Source organism: Sphingobacterium litopenaei (genome assembly GCF_014692495.1).
GTDB lineage: Bacteria > Bacteroidota > Bacteroidia > Sphingobacteriales > Sphingobacteriaceae > Sphingobacterium > Sphingobacterium litopenaei.
On the sequence record NZ_JACOIJ010000004.1, the window covers coordinates 74928 to 95230 of the forward strand.

Below are 20303 nucleotides of genomic sequence, written 5' to 3' on the forward strand. Positions count from 1 at the left end.
TTAATTAAAATCTTGCATTAATACCTAAAGTTATTGTCTTCAACGGAGGTGTCATCGAATTGTCCATCAACACGGAGAATGCATCTTTATAGCGCACCGCTACATCTGGATCTTGACCTGTATACTTTGTGAATGTCAATAAATTTTCCACAGTAACATAGGTGCTCAATTGCCCCATTTTCACGCGATCTAAGAATCCTTTTGCAAAATCATACTTTAATGTTACTGTACGTAGACGTAAGAAACTCGCATCTTCTACATAACGGCTTGAACCTAACGAGTTGTAACCTGTACCATACAATGCTCGTGGAATATCGGTTACATCACCTTCTTTTCTCCAACGTCTCAATACGGCTGTACTTTGATTATTGTAGCTCAACATATCCGTTGTATTCATCTTGGTTGCATTGATGATATCCGAACCTTGTCTATAGTTGAAGAATGTCAATAAGGACCATTGCTTATTGTAACTTACATTTATACCAAATCCTCCTGTTAATTTTGGATTACTGTTACCTAAGTAAACAATATCTTTGTGGTCAATTACACCATCGAAATTGATATCTTCATATTTGGCGTCACCTGGTTGGAAAACATAATCAACCGTAGGATAATTAAAGCGCATATAGATCGTTTCACCATCAGGACTTATGATCTGGTTGCCTTCACGGTCTTTAGCTATTGTTTCGTCTTTGTCTTTGTAGACACCTTGGTAACGGAATCCATAGAACGATCCAAATGGGTTATCTTCTTGTAGATACGTGAAGAATGCTTTATTTCTCAATGAAGAACGCGCATTTTCTCGTGGATATAATGGTGATATTTCACGAATCACATTACGATTGTTTGCTATATTGAAATTGAAATTAACATTCCATTTATTATTACGTACCGGATTATAATAAACACTTGCTTCCCAACCGTCATTATCCATTACGCCGACATTCATACTTAATGAATTGAAACCATTGTAGCTAGCGATTTGGATATCATTCATCATCAAATCGGAAGTTCTGCGTTTGTACACATCACCTCCTAATATCAAACGGTTATTGAATAATTCGATATCTATACCCACATTCGATTGTGTGATAGTTTCCCAACGCAAATCCGATAACTCGATATTAGATGAATACACACCATTCTCTCCTAAATACGCATAATCGAAAGTATTGTAAATATTGATATACGAGTAGTCGTTTCTAGGTGCGTTACCACTTTGTCCCCAGCTCGCTCTGAATTTTATATCATTAACAAAACCTAAATCCTTAATAAATTTCTCTTGTCCCATACGCCAAGCACCTGACAGTGATGGGAAATAACCAAATCTATTAGCCGTACCGAATCTTGAGTTACCATCCATACGCATACTAGCTACTAAAATGTATCTATTCTTGAAGGTATAGTTTACTTGGCCTAACAAACCTACAGAACGACTTTCTGTCAATATTGATGTAGCATTTCCCGTTAGGGTACGCGAAGGAATAGATGGATCCTGCAAATAAGACGATCCCGTATTTGTTGATGACAAACCTTGAATAGTGTAGCGATCTTGATTTGTAAATAAAGATATATTACCCGTGAACAAATGGTCTAATCCAAAATTTGGGTTAATCAATAAGCTTGTCTTGGTACTCATATTGAACTTATCGTAATCCGAGTCATTCGCAACGTTTACCGAATTTTCGGTGAAAGGTCTACCTGTTGCAATTTGAGGCAAGAAAGTTTTGGTTTTATTATTATTAATGTTAAAAGATAAATTACTTGTCAAGGTCACGATCTGTGGAATAATCTGATAGCGAACCGCAAATCTTGAATTCAACACATCACCCAATTGATTACTCAATGCATTTTCTGCCATTGATAATGGGTTATACGTTCCCGAGTATGTTCCTTGAGCTGTACTTATTGGCGTAAATAAATTTCCAGTTAAATTTCCATACTCATCATATTCCCAAATTGCTTGGTTTGGCATTTTGCGGTATGCAATATCCCTTACTGTCCTGAAATAGTTTTGATTGGTATTCACGTGCGTATATGACAAATCCGATTGGAAAGTAATACGCTCAGACACGATATAATCTAAGTTGATACGTGCTGATAGCCTGTCCGAAGAAGTTCCCTTTGTCGTACCCGCATTGTTAAAATATCCTAACGAACCCATATATCTCGCTTTTTCACCACCACCACGAATCTGGACATTATGATCCTGAAAATAACCTAATTGTGTAATTGCATCCACCCAATCACTATTATTGCTAAAATTGTGATAGGTATATGTATTGTATGGATCGTATTGGAATTGTTGTGCATTTTCTGAAGTAGAAAACACTCTTCCAGCATTGTAAAATTCCTCTAACAATAAAGTTGTATACTGATCGCCATTCAACAATGGGATTGGACTTGGCTGTTTTGAAATAGAACCTTTGAACGTATAACCTAACGTTGGTTTGCTCACTGTACCCCTTTTCGTATTGATGACCAATACACCATTAGCACCACGCGATCCCCACACAGCAGTAGCAGCAGCATCTTTTAATACCGAAATATCCTGTATATCTGAAGGGGCAATATTTAATAATTGACCGTAAGCATTATCATCCGAAGTAGCAAAGTCAAAATCATCAGGAATAGTAATATCATACGGCATACCGTCCACTACTATTAGAGGGTCCGAAGCTCCATTCAAAGAAGTAGTACCCCTAATCTTAATTTGCATACCTGCACCTGGATCACCAGATACTGTAGCAATATCGACACCAGGAAGACGACCTTGCAAAGCTTGGTCAATAGATGCAGATTGCATCTCTTCTAATTCTGCCATATTGATCGTAGCGATAGAAGCAGTAGAACGTGCTTTAGAGATGCCCATTCCTGTACCATCATCTACCGGTTTTGATGCACTAATTACGACTTCTTCAACTTGATGCGACGTAGATTCAATTTGTACATTGATAGTTGTTCTTTCACCAACTGTAATATTGCCCGAAGGCTTATAACCTGTACTGGTTACACTAAGGCGTAAACCACTAATCTTTGTACGTAAACTATAATTTCCTTCAATATCCGATGTGGTACCTACGATAGTTCGATTTTCTTTGTCTTTTAAGACCACCGTAGCTCCAGCCACAGGTTCTTTAGTCTCTTTATCAGTAATTTTACCTACAATCACAGTTTCTGCTGTTTGCGCAACAGCGTCTGTGGAGGAAAAACAGAAGATAAATCCGATTATAACGAATAAAATATTTAAATGTCTTGTCATAATTATAAAATGAATTAGATTCCGTTTCTTAAATAACCAGATAAAGAATGAATGACAATACGCTGTCCTAATTGATTGCTTTTTGCAACATCTGCTTCCACCAAATTATTTGAGTTATCTCTTATTTGAAGTCTATTATTTTGGTTTGTTACTACTTCTACTACCTGTGTATTTCCTTCGACATCTTTACATAAAGTTTCGAATGTGCCTTGCTTTTTACCATCAATAGCAAAAGAGTTTCGAGCAATATGATATTGTAAGAAAAGTGTTATTTTGTTTTTAAGGACCACATTCGTTGTATTTTCGGCCGCTGGCAAATCACCATTTGCTATTGCTGCTGCTATAGCTTCATTATTTGGTATTAATAATGTATAATTCGCTCCAATATCTACACCTTTTACAATTCCATCTGTAGCATTATATAAGCTGCTCGCAATGAGGTATCTGTAGAATCTGTTATAAGGTGAATCCGCTTTATCAGCACCTAAATTACGAAGTAAAAATCCTGTATTGGTATTCGATGATGTTAAGGCGCCATCGAGGTATACTGCCACCCCATTAAGAGGTCCTGATTGGCTATTACCAATACTAATGGAGTCAATTTTAACATATCTTTTATCCACTGCACTGTCTTGTGTACCACTTGACATGAGTTTCATATTGTCAAATTTTACATATTCTCCACCGAAACTTTCTAAAATTCCCTTGCCAGAAAGTGTAGGAATAGGATCCGCTTCTAAAGGAATAATATGCGACATAATGATTTCGCGCATTTCAGGGGTACCATTACCACCCTTGAAACGTATTGGATCTGAAGTATTATATGCATCATAGGCAAATCCCATATCATATAGTTTTTCATCCGAAATCAAAACTAACATATAACGGATGGTAGGAATACGTAAAGTAATATGTAGCCCCATACGTTCTAAAGCCGTACGCATAAAACTATATTTCGGGTCTAATAATACATTTCCATATACCGATTGAAATACATTCGCTTGCTGTGAAGAGTTCACGCCGTAGAAAGCACCATTACTTAATATTTTTGACTCAATAATGTTTTGAGGCGTAAGTTTAGTAACCTCCCCACCAATATTAGGCTGCGAAGTAAACCTAGAAGGCCAAAGTTGTGTATTGTAGAAATGTGAATTAATGTATTCTGATAGCACTATGGGATTGCTATAGAATAGGTCTTTAATTGTTGTTCCTGATGGATAGTATTTTAAAAGTACACGTTTAGCGTAATCACGCACTGCAGCATTCGTTGGAATAGTAACAGAATAATTATTCATTTGTGCGTCATTCGCATCTTCTTTGATATAATTTTCATTATTCAGTGCGAATGCTATACTTGAATATCCTTTTACGAATACCGAATCTCTTTTGCCTGTTAAGACTTCATTCTTACGTGTTACGGTTGCATTGTAATTGTAAGTAGCGAAGAAGTCTAACATATTTTTGAATTCACTGTATTGTGAGTTACTACGTAGATATTGGTCAATACTTGGTTCTGGCATCAATACTTTGTCAACCACATGGATATATCCATTTTCTGCAATTATATTACTGCGTGCTGGGTCAATAGTTGCACCTAGAACATTTAAACCTGTATAATTGGAGTTTGGATAGAATGTTTTGTAGTCTGTTGCGCTTAACCCATTTGATGACATATAGGCATTGAAAAAATAGGTTATATGCTTATTATTGTTCTCAGCCTCTATGTAAGCGGCTCCAGCTCCGCGATTTGTAGATATAATTTTTCTAATTTTTCCGTCACTTTGAACTTCATCTTCGACGAAATCATAATATACGGTACGTCTTCTAAAACCAAGTCCTTCAATCCATCCTCTTGAATGGAAATAATCTCCCAATTTTTCTAGACGCTCGCCGTCATAGATCATCGATGTACGTACAATCTTTTCAGCTAATTTTTTGTCAATTTGGCTGGTATCCGAAATACTATTTTCGGTCATAAATTGTTGAAAAGCGCGATCCGTTGGAGCGAATACCGTCCACGAAGAGGCAGATCCTAAAGTATTTCGATATCCAGCTTTTTCAATACAGGACAAAAAATACTTAAAATCACCCATGGAATCAAGCTGTTGGTAAATAGGACTAGCTAATCCTTTCGGTCTTCCGTAATAAGCGTCAAATGCTTCCTTTCTACATCCCACAATGATAATCGCGAAACATAAACACGTAAATAAAACAGTTCTTTTAATACTCATACAATTGTCTTGTAGGTTTATACTATTGATCATAGGTCTATTGTCCACGCCTTCTTAAGATTTTAAAACTGGAGACAATAGTTTGTTGAAAAAGGTATTACAGATTATTCCTGAGAATACCTACTTCATGCTTCTTGCTGATAAAATTTTTAAAAGTTTCTTCTATAATTGGTAAATCACTTCCTTTAATGTTTTGGTCGTGATTAATTGGTTACATGCTAATCTAATGTAATATCAAATATATTGTATCCCTGAAATTACAGCAACCTGCACTATCCTGTAACTAACACGATATCAGACATTTTATCAACTACCGAACAATAAGTAACTAACAAAAGAGATCTAAAAATAAATAACTGTTCTTCAGACAGTTATCAATTTCCATCAGGTTTAATTTGACTCGATAAAATACTCAAAGGCCATTTCCATCCTACAAAATCATCTGGCTTGGCAGGTGAATATTTTTGAAAATCAATTATATTTTTTGAAATAGGCAGATTTAACTCTTTGATTCCTTGCAAAATCATCTTGGCAATCTGTCCTGCTCCATAGGTATTGAAGTGCGTATTGTCTTGTAAAACATTAGGTTGATCGGGAAAAGAATTAGCTGGATAATGCACCAACGCCTTCTTGGAATTTTCTACTCCCAGAGCCACATAAAATTCCCTTGTCATGCTATTTAAGTCTATAAGTGGAACATGCAATTCTTCAGCAACCTTGCGTGCCGCAGCAGGATAATCTCCTAAAGTATAATTTAGATGTCCATTTTCACCAAAAGATCTTCGCTCCGTGGATGTTACAATGATGGGATGCCCTCCTATTTCTCTGAACTTGGTAACGAATAGTCGTAAGCGCTCAGTATAACCATTAAATGCACCAGCTTTTTCACCAGTTTCCTTTTGATCATTATGTCCAAATTCTATAAACAAATAATCGCCTGGCTTGGCCATAGAAAGAATCTTTTCCAATCGATTTGATGATAAAAAAGAACTTAAAGCCAAACCCGATTCCGCGTGATTCGCCACGATTATGCTCGTATCAAAATATCTTGGAATCATCTGTCCCCAGGAAGCCCAAGGCTCGTGCTCTTGATTCACAACGGTAGAATTTCCAGCCAAGAACAAAGTAGTTGCTTTTTTAATAGGCTCAATGATAATGCGTTCAATATTATTTTCTCCTTGAAATTCTAAAGTCAGCTTATTATCCCAATCTAATTTTTCATTTTCACGTGGAGCTTTCAATCGCACGTCCAAGCCTTCTTTAATCTTTGGATTTTTGATGTGTACACTGAATTGTTTAATTATTTTTTTCCGTTGGGGAATTTCGATATGATCCAACGACCAACGACGGGATTCCGACCGCACGGTGGAATAGATCGTTTGATTTTCTACTCCTCGGTATTCAATAGTGACTTTATAATTTCCTTCCTCCACAGCGGTGGAAAAATAAAAAGGTTTGTCACTAAATAAGGTGGAATGCTTCTTATTCTTTAAAAACTGTACAGCATCTTTTGTATTCAGATCAAAACCATAACCTATCTCCTTCTTAAAACTTACGGGTTCATTGATTCGAACAACATCTTTTTCTTTCGATTTCTTTTGGGTAAAATCAAAGACTTGTCTACTTTGAGCAAGGACTAGATTAGTCGACAATATCAATAATAAAAGCGTTTTAAAAATCATAGGTTAATGGTTTTTACGGCTAAGAAAAGCAAACGCCCTTATCTTTTTAGATATAGAGCGTTAGCAAATAGCAGTAAATTTATTTCGGTTTATTTATGCTCTATAATAACGTAACTCAATAATATTATTGGGGAAAGGCAAAGTGTTCCAATGTTCATGAATCAAAAGCGCTGCACCTATAGCTGTTGCTTGCGCCATTGAAGCTGCATAGATCTCAATAGTTGGAAATCTTCTTGCTAATAAATTCATGTAAATATGATTTTTACTAAAACCGCCATCCACAAAAATTCGTTTAATATTCTGCTTTGCAAGTACCAACTCGGTTGATTTTACTTGCGCATTGACCAAACAAACAATCAAAGCGTGATAAGCTTCTTCATAATTATTGAATTGAGTGAGATCTAATCCTCCAAAAGTATTGAGCGAAAAATCGTCAATATTTTGCTCCATATGCAGATTCTCTACGATACTCCAATTGATTTCAAAGTGCTTGAAGCGAGCCGTTGTCACATTGAAATGATCTGCTATCCGTTTGGACTGAAGCTCGTGTTCATATCCTGCAAATAATCGAGAGGCTTTCACAGGTGTACCATTGTATGTCAAATAGAACAAACAATCTTGATCTAGTTGCGCTTTAGTCAATGGTTCATCATTGAAAGGATTCATCGAAATGCACCATGTACCCGTAGAAATCAACACGAATGGTTCGTGAAAATTAACTAAATACGGAATAAGGGCCGAAGAGCTATCGTGCAAGCCTGTTCCTACTTTGTAGGTGCTACCAGGAAAGGTACTTGAAAATACGTCCTTACCATTTACAATTGGCGCTAGTTTTTGATCTATATCACAATCCTTGACCCATTGATGGTAATCTTTTGTATTAAAATCCCACAGAGCGGTATGACAACCAATACTGGTCATGTCTGAATACACTTGTCCTGAAACCAAGAAACTCAAGTATTGTGGTAAGTGCAACGCGTATTTTACCTCATCGAAAATAGAAGGTTTTTCCTTCATCAAACGATAAATTTGCTTGCCAGAATTCAAACTTCCCAGTGGTGGGGAGGCTGTATTCAAAGCAAACTTATCTTCACCACCATAACTTTGATGCAATTCATCCTGCATCTCTGCAGGATAATCTTTTAGGTAATTGTAAAGCGGCGTCAGTGGTCTTCCGTTTTGATCCAAATACACAAAACTAGCTCCATATGACGTGAAATTTATCGCTTTAATATCGTATTCTGTCTTACGAAAAACCTCATGTAAGGAATCGAAAACAGACAATCGTAAACTCTCTAAATTCTCACAAGGGAATCCATCTTCATCGACAGTTTCCAAAAATCGCGCTGAACGTTCAAATACAATGTGGTAATGTTCGTCGAACAAAAACAACTTTTTATTTGTCTTTCCAACATCAAAAATAGCTATGACTGGTATACGCTCTTTTCCCATCCTTCCGTATCTAAATATTATAAACCAGTCGCTACAGTCGATTCCCCGCGTTCATCGATTAATTGTTGTCTAACATTAATGTCCGTAAACAGTTTTATAGGACTAAGCGCAGCACCTTCACGCAAACGAGCCTCCGCTACTAATGCGCGTACATCCGTACGAAAAGCATCTTGTAATATTTCTTGCGTTGCTACCACATTGTTTTCTTGTTGTGCTTTTTTCAACGCTTGTCTATCTACTAATAAAGCCTGTGCATAAGCCATTTTTATGGCCTCAACAGATTGTAATAAATCCGCTAAAGGATCCTTCAAATTGTGGGAAGCATCAATCATCCAGCCCAAACCAGTAGCATGATCGATTCCTCTGGCATCCATACCATCTACTAATTCATTGAAAATCAAAAACAATTGGTAAGGTTTGATAGCTCCAGCTGTCAAATCATCATCCGCATATTTACTATCATTAAAATGGAAACCAGCTAGTTTGCCTTCCATTAACAATAGAGCTACGATCTGCTCGATATTTGCATTTGGTAAATGGTGACCTAAGTCCACCAAAGTATAAGCTTGATCACCCAATTTATTCGCCAGTAATAAAGATTGGCCCCAATCTGCTATTGTTGTCGAATAGAAGTTAGGCTCAAAAGCTTTGTATTCAATAAACATTTTCCAATCTGAAGGTAGATGCTTATAGATTTCTTTTAAACTTTCTAATGTATTTTGAAAAGCTTCACGGAAATTCAATTGTCCTGGGAAAGAAGAACCATCCGCTAACCATACTGTCAACGCTTTAGAACCTAAAGCAATACCGTGTTTAATTACTTCAATATTATGTTCAACCGCCTGTTTGCGAACCGCAGGATCTACATGATGCAACGACCCGAACTTATAACTAAGTGCTTGATTGGGCTGATCTTGAAAAGTATTTGAATTCACTGCATCGAACGCCAATCCATATGATGCCGCTAATGCTTTTATTTTTTCAGCATCTTGAGGTATATCCCACGGAATATGAAGTGAAATTGCACCACTAGATTTATTTAATGCGTGCAACAAACCTACATCTTCTATTTTTTGCTCTAAATTACCTGGCTCACCTTTTCCACTAAAACGTCCAAAACGTGTACCACCAGTCCCTAAAGCCCAGCTTGGAATTGCAATATTGAATTTTTGTACTTTCGAAACAATTTCTTCAAAGTTTGAAATACTTTCCTTTAAGAAATCGACTTGTTTAGTATGTTTAGCTAATAATTGTTGGTTATGTTGATCTATAATTGATTGCTCGATTTTCATAAGTATAAATGGTTAGATAGTTAGAAAAATAGAAAATATCTTTCTAACTATTTACATGTTTAAAAAATGTTACCTAACAAATGCCATGGCTACTCCGCCATCTACATTCAATACGTTGCCTGTAGATTTATTTAGTTCACCGCCTACAAATGCAAAACAAGCATTGGCTATATCATCTGGCAAGATTATTTCATTTAACAATGTTCGTTTTGCATAGTAAGCTGGTAATTCTTCTACCGTAATACCGTAAGCTTTTGCTCTACCTTCGGCCCAACCTCCAGCCCAAATATTACTATCTGAGATAACCGCATCTGGGTTTACTACATTTACTCTAATTTTGGAAGCGCCCAATTCTGCAGCGTTCAATCTGCTCAGGTGCAATTGTGCTGCTTTAGCAGAGCCATATCCTGCATTATTCGGTCCACTTACTAAAGCATTTTTACTTACAATATTCACGATGTCGCCCCCGATATTTTGAGCTTTCATCACTTTCGTCGCACCCTGTGTCACCAAGAACTGACCTTTTACCAATACATCATATAAAATATCCCAATCTTTCTGGGTATGATCCTCAATGGATTTGGATATCGACAATCCCGCATTATTGACTATAATATCTACTCCTCCGAAACTCAAAGCAGCAACTTTTAACGCTTCTTCAATTTGGTCTTGATTGGTTACATCCAATACTGCAGTTGTTACATTATCTTTCCCAAATAAACCGATGAATTCGGCTTTAGCATCTGCTAAACGCTCTTCGTTTAAGTCATTCAAAACCACTACGGCTCCTTCCTGTGCGAAGCGTTTTGCAATTGCTTTCCCAATTCCGCCAGCACTTCCAGTTACTAAAGCAATTTTACCAGATAGGGCTTTGGGTTTAGGCATACGTTGCAATTTCGCTTCTTCCAACAACCAATATTCAATATTGAAAGCTTCTTGTCTCGGCAGTGAAGTATATTCACTCACCGCTTCCGCTCCTTTCATTACATTGATGGCATTGGTATAAAATTCAGACGCTACACGTGCGGTTTGCTTATCTTTTGCGAAAGCAAACATACCAACTCCCGGATAGATGATTACCACAGGATTTCTGTCACGAATAGCTGGACTATTTGGATGTTTACAGGTTTCGTAATATTCCGTATACATCGCTCTGTAGTCCTCAAATAAAGGAAGCAATTTTGCTTTTATGCCTTCTATATCAGATAAATCCTCGTTCTTATCCAAGTTCAAAATTAAAGGCTGAATCTTCGTACGTAAGAAATGGTCGGGACAGCTTGTCCCTAAAGGAGCTAACTTCTCCAAATCATTAGAATTTATAAATTCTAACACTCTAGCATCATCAGAGAAATGTCCAATCATTGGACGCTCGCTCGAACAAAAACCTCTTAAAACAGGCGCAATAGCAGCTGCTTGTGCCCATCTATCTTCTTGCTCCAAACTTTCTACTTTCTGACCACCGAAAACAGGTCTTGTCTTGCCGTAATTTTCTTCTAAGTATGCAGCACAGGTTTCAATGACATCCAATGAATTTAAATAACATTCATACGCCGTGTCCCCCCAGGTGAAAAGTCCATGCGAACCCAGCATGATGCCACGGATTCCTGGATTTTGTTCTAAACAATCGCGCAATTGCAAACCTAAATCAAAGCCTGGCTTTTGCCAATCTACCCAACCTATTGTTCCTTTGAACAAATCTGCCGTGATTTGCTTACCATCTTTAGCTGCCGCAATAGCGATAGCTGCATCAGGGTGCAAGTGGTCAATATGTTTGAAAGGAAGAAATCCATGCAATGGTGTGTCAATAGAAGGTGCTTTTGATGACAAATCAAAAATACAGTGGTTGAAAAGTTCTACCATCTCATCCTCATGTTCAATACCACGATAGACTTTTTCTAGATTGCGAAGTCGCTCGACATATAAGGCTGCCAAACCAGACTTTTTGAGTGTACCTATGTCACCACCAGAACCTTTAATCCACATCACTTCCACTTCTTCACCTGTAAGCGGATCCTTATCCACCATTTTACATGATGTATTACCTCCTCCATAATTGGTTATCCTTAGATCCGAACCCAAAATATTGGATCGATATAACAATAACGCGACTTCATCTCCCTCAAAGGATTTAGCTATTTCCTCATCCCAAAGGTAATTCACATGTTGATATGTTTTTGTTTGCATAAATCTTAGTAAATATTTTATTCTAACGTTTTAGCGAATCCTACTACACAAATAGATAGGATGATAATTACAATACCCGAAATAATGGCAGTGTGCGTAGATTTGCTTACACCCTTCCATTCTTTTAATAAAACTCCCCAAGCATTAGATATCAAAATGATAAATGCCATGTGCAGAATCCATGAACTTGCACCATTACCCAAGCGGCTTTCTCCCATTCCGTAGAAGAAAAACTGTAAGTACCAAGTCGTACCAGCCAAGGCACATAACAATAGATTCTTAGTTAATGGAGCAGATGCTTTTGAATAATCTGTAAGGGTTTTGTTTTTGAACAATAAGTAAGCGCACCATACAAAGTTGGTCAAGAAACCTCCCCAGAGAATCACGATATAGGTTACGTTATTTTGGTAAAGAAATTCACCTTGATCAGGATTAGCCGCTTTCCAAAGCTCATTAGCTACATCGGCCATTGGTTTTCCCGCTTCTATCGCGAAATTAAAACAGGCACTTAATGCTCCAGAAATCAATGCTACGATAATTCCAATCCCAAAATTGTAGTCTTTTTTATCTTGCACATTAGCAGAGGATAAACTTTTTTCTTTAAGCACGCCAGCTTTTCCACATAAGTAAATTCCAACAACACAAAGAAGCATCCCGCCCAGCACACATAAACCCGAAGCTGTTGAAAAGAAGAAATCAATACCATGCTTTCCATCCGCAGGATTGAAAAAATAGTAGATTGCAGGCATCAATGCACCCAAAACCATACTTAATCCTAAGATAATGCTACTGCCTAAAGAAACACCTAAATAGCGGACGCCCAAACCATAAGTCAAGCCTCCAATCCCCCACAATACGCCAAACAAAAAAGTAAATCCTAATACAGATTTATCAGCTTGCGCGATGATATCCGAAAAGTTTGGAATAGTTAGCCATGCGGCCAATGGTGGAACAATAATCCAGGAGAATAATCCTCCTAAAATCCACATCGCTTCCCACGACCAATCTTTCACTTTCTTGTACGGGACATAAAAACTCCCAGACGCAAAGCCTCCTATAAAATGAAATAAAACCCCTGCAATTGCATTCATAATTGTTTAAAATCTAATTAGGTTTATGTAAAATCTAAGTTATTTGTTAAAATTAATTTAACTGTTATGGACTGTCATGTTGGGTGAGCCCCGTACTGACAGCTTATATTGGTTATGTATAATTCAAATACTATATAGACTTGAATATTTTAGTTGTGAAGCATATTAAGGTTTCAAATCCAGTACACGCACTGGAGTGGAATCACTTTCAGCCAATCCTTCACCATCCACTTGCACGGTGTGTTGTACGAATAGGCTTAGTCTTTTCTGGCTTCTCCAAAGTTCCGTATCATAGGTAGGTTCCCAAGCTGCAACAGAATTGTTGTATATATCTTCGATGAGAATTCGGCTAGGCTTATTTTTTGTCCAGCTCAACACCGATATCGCATTATTTCTTTCTTCATCCCGAAAAATCATCCAGATCTTAGTTTTGTGCGCTTTTCCTTTCACTAATAATTGAGGTCTAGAAATAGGAATTTGCTTTGTTCCATGTCCTCCCAAAGAAAATGTCGTTTTTCTAAAATCAAAGGAGTGGGTTAACCATTTCCCTTTGTTCAAATAGATGATTTTATATTGTGGTTTGTCGGCATGTTGATCTCGCCAATAGGAGACAATAAAAGGATTTCCATTTTCATCCGCCGACATGGCGGTTTGATTTATTAAGTCACTCTTTTCGGGAATGCGAATGGCATATTCTGCATCTTTGGCAGTGATAGGTAAATGATAAAGCTCACCCGTTGTTTTTTTCCAAGTTATGCCTTCATCATCTGAATAGGCATATGCCATGTCGTGATTGCTTGCAACATCAGGACTTTCTCGCCACACCCACGAAATATGGATTCTACCTTTGTCATCTATATAAGATTGCCAATACGCATTGCGTTTTCCTTCGCCATCGATCAATTTATCTTGCAAACGTAGCCATTTCTTTTCAGAAAAAATATAGCGGTTTATCATCAAATTGCCATTGCCTGAGCCTCCGTCGCGATACATAAACAACAAATTGCCATTGGTCAATTTAAAAAACTCAGGATACGAAACATATTTTTCTTGGGTTCCTACCATCGGTATTTCGGCAGAAAATTCTAAACTATTCGGTTCTAATGAACGGATATAACGCAATTTAGAATTGTGGTGATCGAAGGCTACATGCAAATAGTTTGCACCATCGAGCATAATACTTATGACATTGTGCGCATCCTTTGCATTCCCTTTTAAGCCCGTATTTTTTAATGTCCAGGTAGAAGAATTTAGTTTACGTTGCCCCACGATCAAAAATCCTTTATCATCGTAATAAGCGATATATTGGAAATTTTGATTACTCACTAAAGAATTTTTTCTAAATACAGCGGTGTTGACCGTATTCTTGGCCCAACCTTGACCAACTTCAGAGATTTGAATGTTCTTCTGAGCAAATAAAAATGAATGAACAAATAATACGATAAAAGTTACAATAAATTTCTTAGGCATGATTTAGATGTTTATAATAGGCTCTACAAAATACAAAACAGATTTGTTAAAATCTAACAAATCTGTTTTGTGAAAAGCATAATCTAAATTTAGATTATATGTATACTAATGTAAATTTTAAAATCCTGTTGGTGCAGACCCTGCTTGAGTAGTCCAGCCTGGATTCTGATAAATTGGCGAATTATTCGGATTACTTCCATCAGGAGACGAAATAATAAAATGATTAGCCGCGATAGGACTTAAATAATGTGCCTCTGTAAAGGAATAACCATTGAAATATTGATTGTTTGGCGAGATCTGATGTATTCTTAAATACGTACTTAGCGAAGGTGCGGAAACCGTATTTGTTGTCGTACCTCCGTATACCAATCTATTTCCATATACATCTTTCATCGGACCCCAAACTTTAATACCTTCCACTTTGAATCCATTAAGTTGATCCATAGCTCTCCAACGAATTAAATCCATATAGCGAAGACCTTCTGCCATCAGCTCCGCTCTACGTTCTCTACGAATGTTATAAAGAGTAGGGTTAACCAAGGTGTTTTTAGAATACGCTCCCCAATCATTTTGCCCTTCAATATTCATATTCGTGGCAGCAATTGTTACGTTGTAGTCTTCATTAACTCCTGCTCTTCTGCGGATAGCTTTCCAATAATTACTAGCATCAGTATCCAGGTTTCCATTTTTTTCGTAGCATGCTTCAATATAATTTAGATACGCTTCAACAGCTCTAAAAGCGACCACAGCTGTAACATCTCTACCCACAATGGCTTGCATATCATTATTGTAAGACAATCCTTTTTTAATGGAATAACCTGTACCCTCTTGAAAACGTGCTGTTCCATCAATCACTGGTACTCTAGGTTCTACTTCTGGAGAAGCACCAGCACTAAGATTTAGAAAAGCTTTTTTCTCTCCTGGTGCGCGCATGAACAATTTCAAACGCCAGTCTCTATTAATTTTTACTTGATCTACAAAGTCATCACCCTGATATCCTGACCCTGAAGCATAGATTGGTAATCCATTTTCCATCAAAAAGTTATCTACAAATTGTCTGGTATAACCATATCCATTGCCATAATACATGTAATGATTCCAATACTGAACGATGCCTAAGGACAAATCGAAATCTCTCCAAAGTAATACTTCATCAAAGCTGCTTAAACTCTCCGAAGCGAACATTTCATAATAAAGATTTCCTGGATCTGCAGCACTCTCCTTGATTACTTTAGAATTTACTGTTAAAGCATGTTTACTTGCTACTTCTTTAGCAGCAGTCATAGCGTTATCCAAAAAGTACCCAATTTCATTATCGATACTACCCGAAGGATATTGATAGTTGCTGTTATAGTCCTTCTCTGCCCCAGGCCAGTTCGGTCCTAATGGAACTAACGGCGTATTTTTATGATATTTTAACCAAGTAGCTTCAAACAGAGCCACTCTTGATTTTAATAAATAAGCTAAACTTTTAGTGATCCTTGTTCTTCCGCCTTGTGGGGAGTTTGTCATCAGCAACTCTGCTGCTTTATCTAAATCTGATAAAATAAAGCGAGCCACTTCATTTCTTGGAGAACGTTTACTTGCTTCTATTAATGCCGTTGCATCGTCAGGAAGGACGCTTGTAATAATTGGAAAATCTCCAAACTCTTTTAGCTTGTTAAAATAGGTCAACGCGCGTAAAAGATACGCCTCTCCCAGATAGTGCTTAATATTCCCTTCATTACCAGCAATTTCCTTCTTCTCCACCTTAGGAAGAACAGTTTCCAAAAAGTAATTTAGTTGGTAGATAGTACTAAAATCCCAACTACCGCCTGAAGTTCCTACTCGCCATTGACCAGGTAAAAATCTAGTATTTCCATTTCTATTGGTGATATTATCTGTTCCAGCGTCGTCTAAGTATAAGCCGCCGCCACCAGTTCCTTCGACAGTTCTAAACACCGATTCGTAACGGGTAATGGTATATGTTGCCAAATGGCTCTCATCATTGAAATAATTCTCTGGAGAGACCTGGCTTGGTGGAGTGATATCTAATAAATCCTTACAGCTTGCTAATGATAATACTAATACTGAGGATAGGGCTGCTTTTTTTATATAAGAAATTAAAATTGTCATAGTTTATAGATTAAAAATTTGCACTAATACCGAATGATAAAATTTTTGACAGAGGATACACTGTTCCTCCTTGTCTACCGATTCCGATAGATTCTGGATCAAGCGTTTTACTTAATTTGGTAAATGTGGCAAGGTTTTCTCCAGAGAAAAAGATCCTTGCATTATTCATACGAATAGATTGTAGCATTGAACTAGAGAAAGTATATCCCACTTGAACATTTTTCAATCTTATATAAGAAGCATTTAATAAATAGCCTGTTTGAGCTTGTTGATTTTTTCCGCTAAATAGAGGACGTGGATAATATGCATCCAAGTTTTGACCAAGAGGGTGAGATTCGTCTGCTCTAAAATAGTCTAAGTGATCTTTTAAGGCAGTTGACCACCATTCACCCGAAGAAGTTGTTCCCCAGAATACCATACCCGAAGGAGCCCAATCGCGTTTTAATATTCCTTGAAAGAAGGCACGTACATCAAAGCCTTTATAGTTTGCGCTCAAATCAAGTCCAAGTGCATAGCGTGGCGTAGAATTTCCGATAATGGTTCTATCCCCTGGATTATCCAAAGTGTTAGCACCGCCATCAATTTTTCCATCACCATTCAAATCCGCGTACATAATGTCCCCAGCTTCCCAAGCACCACCACTAATTGGGTTTTGTCCACCATTGCCAAGTTTAGCCAAATGTTCATTCATCTCTTCATTTGTTTTCGCTATACCGATCGTAGTATATCCCCAGATTTGGTTTGTATACTGACCAGCTATATACGTATCTAAACTATTTGTCGGGTTGTTGTAGGCTAAAACCTTAGTTCTGTTATCCGAAAGATTTACTTTAGCGCTATAGCCAAAATCACCTTTTTGATCATTCCAACCTAAACTAAATTCAAAACCTTTAGTTACAATATCAATATTATTTGTTCTAGGCACCGCAGTTCCTAAAGTAGCAGGTAATACTAATCCAGGCCCAACACCATTATCTGTATACCTTAAATAATAATCAAAAGATCCTGTCAATCTATTGCCTAAAAGAGCCCAATCAAGACCATAGTTCCAGTTACGAATCTGTTCCCAAGTTAGCGCTGTACTTATTAAGCCAGGAGCTGACACGGTATTTGGTCTACTTCCATCTACCAGCCATCCTCCATTTGATGTACCTAGGCTGGACATTACCTGATACGTAGGATACCAATCATTGGTATTTTGATTACCAAGAATACCATAAGAAGCTCTTAGCTTTAACATATTAACTGCAGAGATCGACTGGAAAAAGTCTTCTTGTGCTATATTCCAACCTGCTGATAAAGACGGGAACCAGTTCCATTGTTTATCGCTTCTAAAGCGCGAAGTACCATCGTATCGAAGATTTCCTTCTAACAGATATTTTCCTTTGTAATCATAGTTAAATCGACCAAAAAACCCTGCTGTAGCCCATTCTTGTACCTGGCCTGAAATAGTAGGTGTAGCATCGGTTGTAAGATTTAATACAGGTAAGCTAGTCGTGATTAAGTTACGGCGTGAAGCGTCTAAATCTCTGTATTTATTCCATTCGGACTGGAAACCAACCATGGCAGCAATATTATGGTTATTGAAGCTCTTTTTATAGTTAGCGTACACATTTGGATTAAAGAAATACATCTTTTTAGCGTATTCGTATACGTAATCATTTGCAGGGCTCAATAATGAAATGTAACGTTGTACGCCATCACCATTATAGGCATAGGTCTTAAAGGCGTCCTCATGGATAAACTGTGTTTCAGTTCTATAATTTAATTCACCCGTAATTTCTAAGTCATTAATAGGATTATAAATGGCTTGGAATTGCTGAGTTTGGAAATCTTGTTCATCATTTCTGCGTCCACCATTTTCAAATGCATTGATGTAATTGATATCAGCCATTAAAAATCCATTCGGATCATATTTTGCACGGTTTGGACGGGCTCTTCTCAGTACATTATCATAAAAATCATCAGGCATAGAAGTTGGGCGTCCATAATTTGTACGCACGAATCTATTTAGATATTCTATGCGTAAATTATCAAAGACTTTACCCGAAATGCGTCCCGAAGCCGTATAACGCTTATACGTATCAGTTCCATAACGGAGTAAGCCCTCTTGATCCATATAATTTCCAGACAAATAATAAGTCCATTGATTGGCTCCACCGCTTAGGCTTAAATTATGTTCATTTGTCGGAGCGCTATCTCGAAAATATTCTCTCACCCAATCCACATTGGCCCACGTATTATCATAATCCCATTTACCGTCACCACGCACTGCCGCTACATCGTTTGGCTCTAACTTGCCATCTATGTAATCTTTAATTTTTTGAAGCATGGAAGCATTGAATTTTTGTCCACTACCACCTCCATTATAATCTGCATCGTTCCAATAATTAGCAAATTCATATGAATTCATCATATCAGCTAACAATACAGGGGAATTCCATCTAAAATTATTGTTATAATTTATACGTGTTTTGCCAGAAGTACCCTTTTTAGTTGTAACCAATATTACTCCAAACGGTGCTCTAGATCCATAAACCGCAGCGGAAGCTGCATCTTTTAATACCGAAATACTCTCGATATCTTGCGGATTTAAAGCATCTAACGAACCCGCTGTACCATCAATTAAAACCAAGGGACTTCCTGAGGAAGAAGTACTGATTGTTCCAGTTCCACGCACATTCACACTACGTCCTGCATTTAAAGATCCGCCTACTCCTTGCGTAGATACATTTAAGCCAGGCAAAACACCCTGTAGCATCTGGCTAACATTTTGTACGGGACGAGCTTCAAGCTCTTTAGCCGAAATGGTTCCAACTGCACCAGTTAGATTTACTTTCTTTTGTGTACCAAAACCTACTACCACTACCTCATCCAAAACAGATTCATCGGATGGCTCTAGCGTTACATTCACCACATAAGTATTATCGGCTCCCAACATCTGGCTTGTTAATTCTACGGAAACAGTTTTGTAACCAATATGCGAGAAAGTCAAAAGTTTAGCATTTGTATTGCGCAGGACAAATTCCCCATTGGCGTTGGTAAATACTGCTTCTCTTTGCCCATCAACGGTTACCGAAACGCGCTCTAAAGGACCTTCTGATGTCGTAACCTTGCCACGAATACTTGAGGATTGCGCAAAAACTGAAGGAGAAATGACCATTAAGGTCGATGAAATAAATATGGGAGCAAGTCTTCCCATCCATAGCCTATTGTGCGGCTCATGGAGAGATAGATTCATCCCAACAAGACTGCTTTTAAAAAAAGATGTAGGTTTAACATCAAAAAGTTTGATACGGCTTCTCATCTTACGTAATAGTTTTCTCATAATATTATGATTAGTAATGTAATAAGTGTAATTTCTACATTTAAATAGTCAGCATTAAGATTTTCTTAGCTAGAAACCTTCTTTTGAAATATTTATTTGTTATGAAATTAGGTTTATAATGGGGCTGAAGATATAAAATAAATATTATCCAGATGTCCTGTAAAAAGTAAAAAAGGCAGCAATATTTTAACATATT

The 20303-nt window shown here is 37.4% G+C and carries 10 protein-coding genes; all 10 read right to left on the minus strand.

What is annotated here, in order from left to right:
• Positions 1-4: 4 nt before the first annotated feature.
• Positions 5-3262 (minus strand): SusC/RagA family TonB-linked outer membrane protein, encoded by a 3258-nt coding sequence (locus tag H8B04_RS03455; protein ID WP_165291167.1) that lies wholly within the window; start codon positions 3260-3262, stop codon positions 5-7.
• A 14-nt stretch (positions 3263-3276) separates the two neighbouring features.
• Positions 3277-5493 carry a fasciclin domain-containing protein gene (locus tag H8B04_RS03460; protein WP_190301461.1) on the minus strand — a complete coding sequence of 739 codons (2217 nt, stop codon included), beginning with the start codon at positions 5491-5493 and terminating at the stop codon, positions 3277-3279.
• A 374-nt stretch (positions 5494-5867) separates the two neighbouring features.
• Positions 5868-7175, minus strand: coding sequence for a rhamnogalacturonan acetylesterase (locus H8B04_RS03465; protein ID WP_190301462.1), 1308 nt, complete (start codon positions 7173-7175; stop codon positions 5868-5870).
• Between the two features lie 93 nt (positions 7176-7268).
• Positions 7269-8627: an FGGY-family carbohydrate kinase gene (locus H8B04_RS03470; protein ID WP_165291164.1), complete on the minus strand. Its 1359-nt coding sequence runs from the start codon at positions 8625-8627 to the stop codon at positions 7269-7271.
• A gap of 17 nt (positions 8628-8644) precedes the next feature.
• Positions 8645-9919, minus strand: coding sequence for a TIM barrel protein (locus H8B04_RS03475; RefSeq protein WP_190301463.1), 1275 nt, complete (start codon positions 9917-9919; stop codon positions 8645-8647).
• Positions 9920-9988: 69 nt separating this feature from the next.
• A complete protein-coding gene (locus H8B04_RS03480) occupies positions 9989-12103 on the minus strand; it encodes a bifunctional aldolase/short-chain dehydrogenase (RefSeq protein WP_190301464.1) in 2115 nt (704 codons plus the stop codon).
• Positions 12104-12120: 17 nt separating this feature from the next.
• On the minus strand, positions 12121-13194 hold the full coding sequence (rhaT, locus tag H8B04_RS03485; RefSeq protein WP_165291161.1) for an L-rhamnose/proton symporter RhaT: 1074 nt from the start codon (positions 13192-13194) through the stop codon (positions 12121-12123).
• A 165-nt stretch (positions 13195-13359) separates the two neighbouring features.
• On the minus strand, positions 13360-14664 hold the full coding sequence (locus H8B04_RS03490; protein ID WP_165291160.1) for a BNR repeat-containing protein: 1305 nt from the start codon (positions 14662-14664) through the stop codon (positions 13360-13362).
• Positions 14665-14781: 117 nt separating this feature from the next.
• Complete coding sequence (locus tag H8B04_RS03495; RefSeq protein WP_190301465.1) at positions 14782-16779, minus strand: RagB/SusD family nutrient uptake outer membrane protein; 1998 nt, start codon at positions 16777-16779, stop codon at positions 14782-14784.
• A gap of 10 nt (positions 16780-16789) precedes the next feature.
• Positions 16790-20107, minus strand: coding sequence for a SusC/RagA family TonB-linked outer membrane protein (locus H8B04_RS03500; RefSeq protein WP_206366851.1), 3318 nt, complete (start codon positions 20105-20107; stop codon positions 16790-16792).
• Positions 20108-20303: the final 196 nt, after the last annotated feature.